Genomic DNA, 13,509 nt, shown 5'->3' with positions numbered 1-13,509 from the left:
TTATGATATTCTTATGCGTGGGTTCAGCAGGACGTAACCCACATCAGAAATCAATTGCGTGGTCAAAACGACCAGCACAGCGATGACTGAGATACCCATCAGTAACTCGATGTCGTTGTTTGAGGCGGCATCGACCAGCGTTGCGCCAAAGCCTGGATAGCTGAAGATTGTCTCGACAATTACAACTCCGGTCAAAAGCCACGGGATTTGCAGCATGATCACTGTAAAGGGTGCAATCAAGGCGTTGCGCAGCGCATGTTTGACGACGATCGCGCGGAAATTTAGACCCTTTAGCCGGGCGGTGCGGATATACTGCGACGTCATAACCTCGGCCATCGAGGCGCGGGTCATGCGGGCGATGTAGCCCATGCCATAAAGTGCCATAGTTAAAACAGGCAACGTGAAATTCATTAATGTTGGGCCTTGACTATATGCACTGCGTGCCGAGCCGGATAAAAAAATACTCCGATCTATCAGCCCCCATTCCCGTAGAACAGGGGAAAGACCGTAGCTTGACGAGGCGAAAAGAGCAATAAACAGCACGGCCGAAACATATTCAGGGGTTGCTGTGGCTGCAATTGAAGCAGTTGACAATGTTCTGTCAGTTCTTGAACCCTCCCGCATTCCGGCAAGAATGCCGATGATCAGGGCAGAGGGGATCATAACGACCAAGACCCAAAACATAAGAACGCCAGTTGCCTCCAATCGACGGACCAGCACGTCTAGCACCTCTTCGCGTGACGACCGGGAATAGCCCCAGTCACCCTGTATAATCCCGCAGTATCTCACTGCATCCTCAGGCGCGGTGCCCGCCGGATTGCAATAGCCTGATACCGTTCCATCCTCGGCCGTTGTGGTCCAACCCGGTACGACGCCCAGCCATTGCCCATAGCGCAGGGGCATCGGTTCCAGATAGCCGCGCGCCTCAAGCCATGTGTCGACCTGTTCGTCCGTGATACGCGATCCAGCTTCTGTTCTTGCAATTTTTTCCAGATTGGGGCGCAGGTTGGTCAGTGAGAAGACAATCATTGTCAGACAGATTGCCGTCAGGATCATAACGCCGATGCGGCGCAGGATGAACAGTATCATTCCGGTCCCTGTTTTTTATCCCGCCAAGGGGCGGTCTTTAAAGATCAAAACACATTTTCAGCAATGCACAATGCGATGACCGTAATAAACTGGGGCCAGCATATAAATCGCTGGCCCCGATGATTTTTAGGCTTTCAACGCCAGATCTGCCGGGTTGATGAAATAGCTTGGGTGCATTTCAGCGCCCAGAACATCATCGGTGTAGTGGCGATAGATCGACCGCCAGTATGGCTGCAGCGTGACGCCTTCATCCAGCATGATCTGCTGCAGTTCTGCCATCACCTCGCGGCGGCTGTCAGCATCGGCAATTGCCATGGCGTCGGCCAGTTTGGCGTCAAACTCTTCACTTGAAAAGCCGCTTTCATTCCAGGCCTCGCCTGAGCGATAAGCCAGCGCCAAAACCTGCACACCCAAGGGGCGACCGGACCAGTCGGTCGAGCTGAACGGATACTTCGTCCAGTCGTTCCAGAACGTATTGCCCGGCAGGATCGTGCGGGTGACGTTGATGCCCGCATCGCGCAACTGCGCCGCCACAGCGTCGGTGGTGTTCTTGCGCCAGTCATCGTCGATCGAAATCAGTTCGTGTTCATAATCCGCCATCCCGGCCTCTTCCATCAGGGCGCGTGCCTGATCGGGGTCATGGGGTACGCGTGGGATTTCGGCATATTCAGGATGGATCGGGGCGACGTGGTGGTTTTCAGCCACCGTGCCCAGTCCGGCCACACCCAGTTCCAGGCAGACGGCGTTGTCGACTGCCAGTTGCAATGCGCGCCGCACGCGGGCGTCTTCATAGGGCTTCACGCCATTCACTTCAGCGTTGTGATTGGGGCGAATGACGATGGTGTTCGCCGTTCCGACCTCGGACTTGTTCCATCCGATGGCATCCATGATATCGACAAAATCGGTCACTGTTTCATACAGCATGTCGATTTCACCAGATTCAGCTGCAGCAACCCAAGAGGATGCATCGGTGCCGTAATCGATATATTCAACACGATCCAGCGTCGCACCTTCGCCCCACCATTCGTGATCGGGGTTTTTAACCAGAACGCCCTTGACGCCAACTTCATATTCCGCGGGCAGATAGGGGCCCGTGCCGATTGGGTTATCCATAGGGTTGCCGTTGTCGAACGACGGGTGAACAACCGCTGCCGGATAGTCCGACAGGCCCGGAATAATCGTGATATCGGGGTTGGGCAGGCTGAGGCGTACAGTCAGCGGATCGATAGCCGTAATCGCGCCCTCGATGGCCTTGTTGGTCGCAGGATCAACCAGAGTATTCATACGGGCGGCCATCGAATTACCTTCAACCGTCTTGTCGCACCATCTTTCGAAGTTCACTGCCACGTCCTCGGCCGTGAAGTCATCGCCGTTGTTCCATTTGACGCCGGGCCGAACGCGAAGTGTGTATTCGGTCGCATCATCGTTGACTTCCCATCCCTCAAGCAGGGCGGGTTCAAACGCGCCATCGCGCGTATAGGTCACAAGATACTCCAACCATCCGCGGCTGATGTTTGAAATCTGGGGCCAGTCATAGGTGCGCGGGTCTTTCAGCGGGCGCACATCCATCTGAATACGAAGAGTGCCGCCCTGTTGCGCGTGCGCTGCCGCCTTGGCGGGGGCACTGGCGCCGATCAATCCATAGGCCGCAGTTGCCGTCACCCCAAGTGCTGTCGCACGGCTTAGAAATTCACGACGGCTCAGCTTGCCGGCTTTTGCCTCGTCGGCATACATCTTAACGGCCGGATGCATTGGTTTACCAGTTAGGGTCGGTTGCGTCATCGTATTCTCCCTGTGACACGAGTGTCTTATCATTTTTGTCGTCCGATCACGTCACCGCAATCATTTTGGGGCGCTTTCATCGGTTGACGGTTATTCGGCACCAGATTATCCGCTGCGTCAATGTCCGCTTTCGCCATTTCAAAGTCTAAAAGCGGCATTTGCCTATAACAAAAACGACACCGACGCCGAACGCAACCGGAAATAACAAAATTTGAACACTTTGGAAAAAGGAATGAATCCGATAACCTGCGGGCCTCGGATGTCGTGATCCGACCGTCAGTCGGTCAGGGATCAGATGTGTTTTGCGCTGCGATAGGCCGATGGGGTCAGATCAGAGTGGTTCTGAAACGCCCGTGTAAAGTAAGCAGGGGTTGAAAACCCAAGATTTTTTGCAATCTGACCAACGGGTTCTTTGGTGTCACGCAAAAGGCGGCGTGCTTCGTACATGACCCGTTCGTTCAGCACTTGGGACGCGGGCTTGCCGCTGACCTGATTGCAGACCCGTGTCAGATGCGTTGCTGTCACGCCAAGGGCTGTCGCGTAATGCCGCACACCGTGATGTGTGGGAAAGAGATGTTCGATCAGATCGGTATAGCGGGCGACCAATCGCGTGGCGGCGTCGTTGTATTGTGCGCCGGGTTCTTCGCCGCTTTGACGTTCCAGCCAAACGCCAAGCAGCGCGGCATGGGCAAACGCCGCACGATTGCGCCCCGGACCTTCGTCAGCCAGTTCGCGCTGCAGGTTTTCCAGGTGGGTCGAAAATTGCTTCTGCGCGGCGACATCTCGTATGCGCAAGTGGACCGGCGCTTCGGGCAGCCCCATCCGTTCATCAGCAGGTAAAAAGATGACCGAACCGAATGTGCCGTTCATCAGCTCTAAAGCGAACATGGTGCCTGCGGGGACAAAGATCGCGTTGTGCACGCCAAAACCGCTGCGCCGCCCGGCCAGCGTGATCCGTCCCTGACCGCGCGTTGTCCAAACCAGCACATGCTGCTTTTCACTATGGGGCAAGGCCGTACGCCATGCCTCGCGCTTGGCTATATTGGCCAAGGGAATGATCTGGATCTGATCTAGTGTCTCGTTTGAAACCACAGGTTTATCCCAACTCTCGCTCGCACCCCATCTTTTTGAAAAGACGGCGGACGCATTTCAAGTCCGCATTACGGTGGGGAAAGCGGGCAAGCGTAAGATTGCCATTTCTGCATCCGTGCGCGGAACCAGGTTCGCTGTCTTTTCGCATACTGTCGGGACGAAATTATGGCCGCTTCACGGGCCTGATCCAGTGACATTTTTCCTTGTAAATAAGCAATCAGTTCGGGTGCGCCGATGGCCCGTGCCCAAAGCGCTGAGGGGTCCCAGTGGGGCATGTTTTGCCGCGCTTCCTCGATGGCACCATTTTGCAACATATGGTCAAATCGGTGAACAATTCTCTGGTTCAGCCAGTCTTTGTTCGCGTTTGTGACGATAGGTTGCGTTTGTGATAGTGGTAAAAATGGCGCAGGTGTTATGTCTTGCCATGTGACAATTCCCCTTCCTGTTGTTTTGAAAACTTCCCACGCACGCTGGACGCGCATTGGATTTAGCTTATCGATGCGTTTTGCCGACTCAGTATCAAGTTCGGCCAGCATGGCCTCGCGTCCTTCGGTGGCCATCTTGCGGTCGGCCTGCGCCCGGATCTTGGCCGGTGTGGCGGGAATATCAACCAGCCCTTCGGTCAGGGCTTTGAAATAAAGTCCCGTCCCCCCCACAATGATCGGCCGTTGGTCACTGCTCAAAAGGGGCTGTACCTGACGCAACCAATGCCCCACGGAATAGTCCGCGCCAGGGTCGATATGGCCGTAAAGCGCATGATCAGCCTGGGCCATGTCATCAGACGTGGGGCGGGCTGTCAGAATGTGCCAATTCGAAAAGACCTGCAAGGCGTCGGCATTGATGATCCGCCCGCCTTGGCGGGCAGCGATCTCAAGCGCCAGGGCCGATTTTCCAGCAGCCGTTGGCCCTGCAATCAGAACAGGCAACTCGGGCGAGATTTTATCGATAATCGACAACAGCTTATATGAATGCCCGGACGCGGCATGCGTGCAGTTTTTGTGCAGCCATAAACATCTTTTTGCGCACCACGTCTTTGATCATTGAACCTTGGGCGCATTTACGACATTTTGCAGCGCAACGCAAAGGTGGCTTCGGGGGCAGCAGGCATGGACGCATCAGATGGACAGACGGCAACGAAATTCAATCGCGTTCTTCTGAAAATATCGGGCGAGGCCTTGATGGGGGATCAGGGCTTTGGCCTGCATCCCCCAACCGTCCTGCGGATCGCGGAAGAGGTCAAATCGGTTCACGATCTGGGCGTTGAAATCTGTATGGTCATCGGCGGCGGCAATATCTTCCGCGGCCTTCAGGGGAGCGCGCAGGGGATGGAGCGCACGACAGCGGATTACATGGGCATGCTGGCCACGGTGATGAATGCCCTTGCCATGCAAAGTTCACTCGAAGGGTTGGGCATCCACACCCGTGTCATCAGCGCGATCCCGATGGATCAGGTCTGCGAACCCTACATCCGACGCCGCGCCGTTCGTCACCTGGAAAAGAAACGCGTCTGCATCTTTGCCGCCGGCACCGGCAACCCCTATTTCACCACTGACACCGCCGCCACCCTGCGCGCGACCGAGATGAGTTGCGAGGCGATCTTTATGGGCAAGCAGGTCGATGGCGTTTATGACAAAGACCCCAAGAAACACGACGACGCAAAACGGTATGAGGCGATCACCTATGATGAGGTGCTTCAGCAACATCTGGGCGTCATGGATGCCTCGGCCATTGCTTTGGCGCGCGACAACCATATTCCTATAATTGTATTTTCACTGCATGAACCCGGCGGTTTCCGGGGCATTCTGGCTGGCGAAGGCACCTATACAAGGGTCCATGGCTGACGCTATAGGAAGCAAAACCCAAAGTAAGACAAGAAAAAGAGGTGCGCGATGTCGGACGATTTTGAACTGGATACAGATGACCTTCAGCGTCGGATGGATGGGGCAATGGCCGCCCTGCGGACGGAATTTGCCTCGCTTCGGACGGGGCGTGCGTCGGCCAGTATGCTGGAACCCGTGATGGTCGATGCCTATGGCAGCCCGACGCCGATCAATCAGGTGGGCACTGTAAACGTCCCTGAACCCCGGATGGTGACCGTGAATGTGTGGGACAAGGGTCTGGTCGGCAAGGTTGAAAAGGCAATCCGCGAAAGTGGCCTTGGCATCAACCCGCAGCTGAACGGTACAATCATAATGTTGCCGATCCCCGAGTTGAACGAAGAACGCCGCCGCGAACTGACCAAGGTCGCCGCGCAATATGCTGAAAGCGCCCGCGTGGCCATTCGCAACGTGCGCCGTGATGGTATGGATCAGATCAAGAAAGCCAAGGCCGATGGATTATCGGAAGATGACCAGAAGCTTTGGGAAGGTGAAGTGCAGGATCTGACCGACAAGATGATTGCAGCCGTCGATCAGGCCCTTGAAACCAAACAGTCCGAAATCATGCAAGTATAGGCGTTTTTGCCGGAAAGGGCCCTGGTATGGCCAAAGATCTTTCGCAGACGGGTCCGCATCATGTGGCCATCATCATGGATGGCAACGGCCGTTGGGCCACGCAACGGGGTCGCCCGCGGCTGTTCGGGCACCACGCCGGGGCGAAACGCGTGCGTGAAATTGTCGAAGCCTGTCCCGATCTGGGTGTGAAGTACCTGACGATCTTTGCCTTCTCGACCGAAAACTGGAAACGAACCCAGACCGAAGTCGCGGGCCTGATGAGCCTTTTCCGCCGTTATATCCAGCGTGAGGCCCACGCCCTGTTTGAAGAGGGCGTGCGGGTCCGGTTCATAGGCGACCGGATCAAACTGGATGATAAACTTGTCACGCTGATGGATGAACTTGAACTGCTGACCGCTGACAACGACAAGGTTCACCTGACCATCGCGCTGAATTACGGCGGCCGGGATGAGGTCGCGCGCGCAACCAAACGCCTGGCTTACGAAGTGGCGGCAGGTCGGCTTGACCCCAAAGATGTCAATGATGAAACGCTGGCGCGCTTTCTGGACACCTATGTTCTGCCCGATCCCGATCTGGTCATCCGCACCAGTGGCGAGGCACGGATATCAAACTTTCTGCTGTGGCAGTCGGCCTATGCGGAATATGAATTTATCGATACACTCTGGCCCGATTTCAGTGCTCATGAATTTGCCGGCCTGATTGACAACTATTCTCAACGCGACCGTAGGTTTGGCGCAGTTAACACATGACCAATAATCCCAAGTGGGGCGATCTGAAAGACCGGATGGTCTATGGCGCAGTCATGGCGCTGATTGGTGTGGCTGGCATCTGGTTTGGGGGTATCTGGTTTCAGATGCTGGCGGTTTTCGTCACGGCCGTCATGATTTGGGAACTGACGCTGATGATCCGGCTGGATGCACCGACCCACGGTATGCTTCTGGCCGCGCTGACCGCAAGTGTGCTGTCGGGCCTTCTGGCGACCGAACAGACCGGTCTGATCCTGTCACTTTTGTTTGTGCCTGCCCTGATCGGCGCGGCCATCATGCCGCGTGAACGCCTGACGTATTTCTGCTTTGCTCTGGCCATTGTAATCGCAGGCTGGGGACTGGTGACCTTCCGCGAAAACTACGGCGTTTTGTGGCTGTTCTGGCTGGTGTTGGTCGTGATTGCCACAGATGTCTTCGGGTATTTCGCGGGGCGTCTGATCGGGGGGCCAAAGTTCTGGCCCGCAGTCAGCCCCAAGAAAACCTGGTCGGGCACCATTGCGGGCTGGGTATCGTCTGCCGCGATCGGGTTCATCTTTCTGGGTTTCACCAATGCCGGGCCTGACCTGCCGTGGATTTCGGTGGCCCTGTCCTTTGCCAGCCAAATGGGCGATATTGCCGAAAGCGCACTAAAGCGGCGGATGAATGTGAAAGACAGCTCAACCCTGATCCCCGGCCACGGCGGATTGTTTGACCGATTTGACGGGCTTTTGGGGGCGTCGTTGGTCATGCTGCTCGTGGCACTGGTCGTCGATATTCCAGAGGTGCGGTTCTGAAGCGCAAGATCACCATATTCGGGGCCACGGGATCAATCGGGCAAAATACCATTGATCTGATCCGCCGCGCGCCGGATGACTATGATGTCGTAGCTCTGACGGGCGGACGCAACATTGCGCAATTGGCCAGCGATGCCAAAGCCTTACGCGCCGAAATCGCAGTCACCGCTTACGATGATTGCCTGGCCGATCTGAAACAGGCCCTTGCGGGCACCGGGATCGAAGCGGCCAGTGGTGAACAGGCGTTAGAGGACGCAGCCACGCGGCCCGCCGATTGGATCATGTCTGCCATCGTTGGGGCAGCGGGTCTGAAACCCGGGCTGTGCGCATTGGAACAGGGTAGTACGCTTGCGCTGGCCAACAAGGAATCGCTGGTGACAGCCGGACCGCTGCTGATGGAAACCGCACGTCGGAACAGCGCCACAGTCTTACCGGTCGACAGCGAACATTCGGCGGTTTTTCAGGCCCTTGTCGGCGAAGACATTGCCGCCGTCGAACGCATCATCATCACAGCTTCGGGCGGGGCCTTCCGCGACTGGCCGCTGGAAAAGCTGTCAAAGGCGACCTTGGCGCAGGCGTCTAACCATCCGAATTGGGACATGGGGCAGCGCATCACGATCGACAGTGCGTCCATGTTCAACAAGTCGCTTGAACTGATTGAGACCAAAGAATTTTTCGGCGTCACGCCCGATCAGATCGAAACGGTTATCCACCCCGAAAGCCTGATCCACGCGCTGGTTGGGTTCCGCGATGGCGCCCTGATGGCCCATATCGGCCCGCCCGATATGCGCCACGCCATCGGTTTTGCCCTGCACTGGCCGGATCGCAAGCACCTGCCTGTCGAACGGCTTGATCTGGCCCGGATCGGCGCACTGACCTTCCGCGCGCCCGAAGATGCGCGGTATCCCGCCCTGCGTCTGGCGCGCAATGTGATGGAAACCGGCGGTCTGTCAGGCGCGGCCTTCAACGCGGCCAAGGAACGCGCGCTTGACGGGTTCATCGCAGGCGAAATCGGATTTCTGCAGATGGCTCAGGTCGTTGACGCCACGTTGGACAAATTGTTTGCCGAGCAGAGCCTTATAAATAACGAAATAAGCCTTGATAATGTGCTGCAAACGGACCATTTGGCTCGGGTGCGGGCAGATGAGATCATCCGTGCGCGATAAGGAGCAGTTTAGATGGATTTAACCAGTTTGATCGCAAGCTTCGGCAGTTTGACGCATGTGATCGTCTTCTTTGTGATTGCACTGTCCATCATCGTCGCGATCCACGAATACGGCCACTATATCGTGGGGCGCTGGTGCGGTATCCATGCCGAGGTCTTCTCGATCGGGTTTGGCCCGGTTCTGTTTTCCCGCCACGACAAACGCGGCACAAAATGGCAGGTCGCAGCGCTGCCCCTGGGTGGATATGTCAAATTTCTGGGCGATGCCGATGCCGCCAGCGGCAAAGACGGCGCGGCCGTCCGCACAATGACCGCCGAAGAACGCCGCCGCACGATGCACGGCGCACCGCTATGGGCGCGCGCCGCGACTGTGGTTGCAGGGCCGATGTTTAACTTTATCTCGGCCATTCTGATCTTTGCGGGGCTTGTTTTGTATAACGGTCGTGCAACCGATGATCTGGTGATCGACGAATTGCTTTCGCTACCGGATGTTTTTGTGAACGAACTGCAGCCTGGCGATCAGATCGTTGCGATTGACGGGAACACTTTTGAAGACGACAGCAGTGCCGTTATTGATCTGGTGCCCGAACAGCGTGTGATTGAATACGACATCCTGCGTGACGGTCAACCGATGACGGTCCGCGGGCCGCATCCCGTGCCTCCGGTTGTGGGCTTTCTGATCCCGCGTCATCCGGCTGCTGACATCGATATGCGTGTTGGTGATGTCATAATGGCTGTGAACGGCGAAGACGTTTTTACATTCATGCAGATGCGCGAATTGATCGTCGCCGAACAGGGTAATCCTGTGTTGTTGGACGTCTGGCGCGAAGGGCAGATGTTGAAATTTACGTTGCGCCCGCAGCCGACAGATCGTGAACAGGCCGACGGCACATTCAGACAAGAATACCTTATTGGTGTCCAGTCCAGCCTGTTTTTCACCCCCCAGACCGAGGCAGTTGGTCCGTGGACCGCCTTGACGACCGGGACGCAGCGCGTTTGGGATATTATTGTCGGCACTGTTCGCGGCCTTTGGAACATGGCGACCGGCGTGATCAGCACATGCAATCTGAACAGCCCGGTCGGCATTGCCCAGGCATCGTCGCAACTGGCCAGCCAGGGCACGACCACCTTTATCAGCTTTATCGGTATTCTTTCGGTTGCAATCGGCTTTTTGAACCTGCTGCCGATACCGGTTCTGGACGGCGGTCACCTGCTGTTTCACGCCTATGAGGCTGTGCGTGGCAAGCCGCCGAACGACAAGGTTTTGAATATCATGATGATGGCTGGCTTGACGATCATGTTGTCGTTCATGCTCTTTGCACTATTCCATGATTTGTTCTGCCCTTGATTGGTCGAAACCATTGACCGCCGACACATCATAGAGTGTTTCGGCAATAAAATAACTCTAGGTTTTGACATCGGCCGCCCAAATCGTTAACTGCAATGCAACAGGGGCAGCAGTGGCAAGGAAGAATCATGGCCGCGTTTTCAGGGTGTAATTCATTGTTTACAAAATTTCGTGTAGTTCTGGCTGTTTTTGCCACATTGTTGATCGTTTCGGGCGCCGCTTTTGCCCAATCCTATACTTTCAGCACGGTCCAGATTGAAGGCAACCAGCGTGTTGAACCTGCGACCATCCTGACCTTTGCCGGCATCGCGCGTGGCGAGCGTGTCACAGCCGGTCAGCTGAATGACGCCGTGCAAAACCTGCAACGTTCGGGCCTTTTTGAACAGGTTGAGGTCATCCCCCGCGGCTCGACCCTGATCATTCGTGTGCAGGAATTTCCCACAATCAACCTCATCAGTATCGAAGGCAACCGTCGCATCCGGGACGAAGATCTGTTGGGCCTTTTGCAATCGCAACCCCGTCGCGTCTACAGCCCCACCGTGGCTGAACAGGACGCCGAACTGATCACCAATGCCTATGCGCAGGCAGGCCGGTTTGCGGCGACTGTGACGCCATCGATTATCCGTCGGTCCGATAACCGTGTCGATCTTGTCTTTGACGTGACCGAATCCAGCGTGATTGAGATTGAACGCATCAGCTTCACCGGCAACCGTGCCTATTCCGACCGGCGCCTGCGTCGGATTCTTGGCACCAAACAGGCAGGTCTGTTCCGTCAGCTGATCGGTCGGGATACCTTTGTCGAAGATCGGATAGAATTCGACCGTCAGGTTCTGCGCGATTTCTATCTGTCACGCGGGTATGTCGACTTTCAGATCCTTGGTGTGTCATCGGAACTGACGCGCGAACGCGACGCTTTCCTGATCACCTTCAACATCCGCGAAGGGCAGCAGTTCCGCTTTGGCCAGGTGCGCGCCGTCAGCCTGATTGATCAGGTCGATGCCGAGGATTTCGAACGTGCTATCAACATTCGGCCCGGTGTTGTCTATTCCCCCACGCTGGTCGAAACCGTCATCGCCCGGATGGAGCGTCTGGCCATCGACCGGGGCCTCAATTTCGTTCGCGTCGAACCGCGGGTCACGCGCAATGACCGCAATCAGACACTGGACATCGATTTTGAAATCATCCGTGGCCCCCGTGTCTTTGTCGAACGGATTGATATCGAGGGCAACGCGACGACGCTTGACCGTGTCATCCGCCGCCAGTTTCGGATCGTCGAAGGTGATCCCTTTAACCCTCGTGAAATCCGTCAAAGTGCCGAACGTATCCGCGCGCTTGGCTTTTTCCGCAATGCCGATGTGAACGCCCGCGAAGGCACCCGGCCCGATACCGTGATCATCGACGTCGATGTCGAAGAACAACCCACCGGGTCATTGAACTTCGGTGCCAACTTCAACCAGAACGACGGTGTCGGCATCGCCATCAGCTTTAGCGAACGCAACTTCCTGGGCCGTGGTCAGCTGCTGTCGTTCGGCTTCAACACTGCCAGCGAAAGCGAAAGCTATAACTTCAGTTTTGCAGAACCGGCCTTTTTGGGGCGTGATCTGCGGTTCGGGATCAGTGCACGTTATGCTACAACCGACGGCCGCTTTTCCGACTATGCCACAACGCAAACCCGCATCAGCCCGTCGCTGTCCTTCCCCGTCAGCGAAAACGGGCGTCTGGGTGTGCGGTACACCGTGCAGCGCGACGAAATTTCGGATGTCGAGGATGACTCATCCGAACTGGTAAAACTGGACGAAGAACAGGGCGCGCTGACAACCAGTTCACTTGGCTATACCTATTCATTCGACAATCGACGCACCGGTCTGAACCCTAACGCCGGCATTTTGCTGCGCTTCAGCCAGGATTTCGCCGGTCTGGGCGGCGATCGTGAATACATCCGTACCACGGCCTTCCTGGGGGCCGAAACGGCCGTACTGAACGAAGAGGTTACGTTACGGGCCATCTTCGAAGGTGGTGCGATCAACATGCTGGATGGCGACAGCCGGATCACCGACCGCTTCAGCGGCAACGGCCAGATCCGCGGGTTTGAACCCAATGGCTATGGTCCCCGTGATCTGAGTGTGGAAAATGAAGACGCCGTTTACGGTAATTTCTTTACCGCGGCTCGGTTTGAGGTCGATTTCCCCCTGCCGCTGCCCGAAGAGTACGGGATTTCCGGCGGGGCTTTCTTTGATGTCGGATCGGTCTGGGGTCTGGATAACGATCTGGGCGGCACGATTGATGACGATCTGATCTGGAGATCTTCTGTCGGTCTGTCGTTCCTATGGACTACGCCGCTTGGCCCGTTACGGTTCAATTTCGCCCAACCCCTGTCCATCGAAGACTTCGATAATCCACAGTATTTCGATGTCTCGATTTCAACCAGCTTCTGATGCGGTGGATTGCGGCGGTTTTATGCGTTTGGCTTGGGGCGGCTGCCCTGGCCACTGCGCAGGATGCCCCGCCCCAGCTTCCATTAGGCAGTATTCTAGTCGTCGATCTGGATCAACTGTATAACGGCACCCGCTATGGCCAACGCCTGCAACAGATCATCGCGTCGGAAAGGGCTGCTCTTTTATCGGAAAACCGCACCAAGGAACGGGAATTCGAAACGCAGGAATTGCTTTTGACACAACAGCGCGATGCCATGTTACCCGAAGAATTCCGCGAACTGGCCACGCAATTCGATCAGAATGTCAGGCGTGTGCGCCGCGAGCAGGACGCAAAACAGGCCGCCTTGTTGCGCCAGAACGAACTATTCCGTGTCCGGTTTAATGAACAGATCAACCCGATTCTGACCGATGTTGTCACCGAACTTGGCGGGGCTGTACTGCTGAACCGAAGCGCAACAATTACCTATGCAACCGAGGTCGACATCACCGAAATTGCCATAGACCGTATTGATGCCGCGATCGGCGATGGCCCCGACCTGTAACCCCTGATCTTGTACTGACGCACCGCAGGTGTTAGCGACATCTTAACGATAATACTGGCGAGG

At 56.2% G+C, this 13,509-nt stretch carries 12 protein-coding genes; 8 read left to right on the top strand and 4 right to left on the bottom strand.

Features of this window, described 5'->3' with window-relative positions:
* From H7848_RS04495 to miaA, 4 genes are all read right to left on the bottom strand, one after another.
* The gene (locus H7848_RS04495; protein WP_208348400.1) at positions 1 to 1,089 is read right to left on the bottom strand and encodes an ABC transporter permease; all 1,089 of its coding nucleotides are present in this window, start codon (positions 1,087 to 1,089) and stop codon (positions 1 to 3) included.
* A gap of 126 nt (positions 1,090 to 1,215) precedes the next feature.
* A complete protein-coding gene (locus H7848_RS04490; protein ID WP_208348398.1) occupies positions 1,216 to 2,871 on the bottom strand; it encodes an ABC transporter substrate-binding protein in 1,656 nt (551 codons plus the stop codon).
* Between the two features lie 291 nt (positions 2,872 to 3,162).
* On the bottom strand, positions 3,163 to 3,963 hold the full coding sequence (locus tag H7848_RS04485) for a helix-turn-helix transcriptional regulator (protein WP_208348397.1): 801 nt from the start codon (positions 3,961 to 3,963) through the stop codon (positions 3,163 to 3,165).
* A 68-nt stretch (positions 3,964 to 4,031) separates the two neighbouring features.
* Positions 4,032 to 4,919 carry a tRNA (adenosine(37)-N6)-dimethylallyltransferase MiaA gene (gene miaA, locus H7848_RS04480; protein WP_208348395.1) on the bottom strand — a complete coding sequence of 296 codons (888 nt, stop codon included), beginning with the start codon at positions 4,917 to 4,919 and terminating at the stop codon, positions 4,032 to 4,034.
* 150 nt (positions 4,920 to 5,069) lie between these two features.
* On the opposite strand from miaA, the gene pyrH reads away from it, so the two are divergent.
* From pyrH to H7848_RS04440, 8 genes are all read left to right on the top strand, one after another.
* Positions 5,070 to 5,804, top strand: a complete 735-nt coding sequence (gene pyrH / locus H7848_RS04475) for a UMP kinase (protein ID WP_208348394.1) — start codon at positions 5,070 to 5,072, stop codon at positions 5,802 to 5,804.
* A 48-nt stretch (positions 5,805 to 5,852) separates the two neighbouring features.
* Entirely contained in the window at positions 5,853 to 6,416 is a 564-nt protein-coding gene (gene frr / locus H7848_RS04470) for a ribosome recycling factor (protein ID WP_208348393.1), read from the top strand.
* Positions 6,417 to 6,442: 26 nt separating this feature from the next.
* A complete protein-coding gene (gene uppS, locus H7848_RS04465; protein WP_208348391.1) occupies positions 6,443 to 7,165 on the top strand; it encodes a polyprenyl diphosphate synthase in 723 nt (240 codons plus the stop codon).
* Positions 7,162 to 7,956 (top strand): phosphatidate cytidylyltransferase, encoded by a 795-nt coding sequence (locus H7848_RS04460; protein WP_208348389.1) that lies wholly within the window; start codon positions 7,162 to 7,164, stop codon positions 7,954 to 7,956. Before uppS ends, H7848_RS04460 begins: the two co-directional genes overlap by 4 nt.
* Positions 7,953 to 9,122 carry a 1-deoxy-D-xylulose-5-phosphate reductoisomerase gene (gene dxr, locus H7848_RS04455; RefSeq protein ID WP_208348634.1) on the top strand — a complete coding sequence of 390 codons (1,170 nt, stop codon included), beginning with the start codon at positions 7,953 to 7,955 and terminating at the stop codon, positions 9,120 to 9,122. Before H7848_RS04460 ends, dxr begins: the two co-directional genes overlap by 4 nt.
* Positions 9,123 to 9,134: 12 nt before the next feature.
* Entirely contained in the window at positions 9,135 to 10,469 is a 1,335-nt protein-coding gene (gene rseP / locus H7848_RS04450; RefSeq protein ID WP_208348387.1) for an RIP metalloprotease RseP, read from the top strand.
* A gap of 95 nt (positions 10,470 to 10,564) precedes the next feature.
* Positions 10,565 to 12,904, top strand: a complete 2,340-nt coding sequence (gene bamA / locus H7848_RS04445) for an outer membrane protein assembly factor BamA (RefSeq protein WP_237072582.1) — start codon at positions 10,565 to 10,567, stop codon at positions 12,902 to 12,904.
* Complete coding sequence (locus H7848_RS04440) at positions 12,904 to 13,446, top strand: OmpH family outer membrane protein (RefSeq protein ID WP_208348383.1); 543 nt, start codon at positions 12,904 to 12,906, stop codon at positions 13,444 to 13,446. Before bamA ends, H7848_RS04440 begins: the two co-directional genes overlap by 1 nt.
* Positions 13,447 to 13,509 lie beyond the last annotated feature (63 nt).

The sequence above is a fragment of the Pseudaestuariivita rosea genome (assembly GCF_017592335.1).
Classification (GTDB): Bacteria; Pseudomonadota; Alphaproteobacteria; order Rhodobacterales; family Rhodobacteraceae; genus Parasulfitobacter; species Parasulfitobacter rosea.
Note: the sequence above shows the minus strand (reverse complement) of the source record. Positions and strands in the feature narration are given on the sequence as shown.

What these genes read in the sequence shown, in the direction of transcription:
- H7848_RS04495 (WP_208348400.1), bottom strand. Translation starts at nt 1,089, where the DNA reads ATGATACTGTTCATCCTGCGCCGCATCGGCGTTATGATCCTGACGGCA.
- H7848_RS04490 (WP_208348398.1), bottom strand. Translation starts at nt 2,871, where the DNA reads ATGACGCAACCGACCCTAACTGGTAAACCAATGCATCCGGCCGTTAAG.
- pyrH (WP_208348394.1), top strand. Translation starts at nt 5,070, where the DNA reads ATGGACGCATCAGATGGACAGACGGCAACGAAATTCAATCGCGTTCTT.
- frr (WP_208348393.1), top strand. Translation starts at nt 5,853, where the DNA reads ATGTCGGACGATTTTGAACTGGATACAGATGACCTTCAGCGTCGGATG.
- uppS (WP_208348391.1), top strand. Translation starts at nt 6,443, where the DNA reads ATGGCCAAAGATCTTTCGCAGACGGGTCCGCATCATGTGGCCATCATC.
- H7848_RS04460 (WP_208348389.1), top strand. Translation starts at nt 7,162, where the DNA reads ATGACCAATAATCCCAAGTGGGGCGATCTGAAAGACCGGATGGTCTAT.
- rseP (WP_208348387.1), top strand. Translation starts at nt 9,135, where the DNA reads ATGGATTTAACCAGTTTGATCGCAAGCTTCGGCAGTTTGACGCATGTG.
- bamA (WP_237072582.1), top strand. Translation starts at nt 10,565, where the DNA reads ATGCAACAGGGGCAGCAGTGGCAAGGAAGAATCATGGCCGCGTTTTCA.
- H7848_RS04440 (WP_208348383.1), top strand. Translation starts at nt 12,904, where the DNA reads ATGCGGTGGATTGCGGCGGTTTTATGCGTTTGGCTTGGGGCGGCTGCC.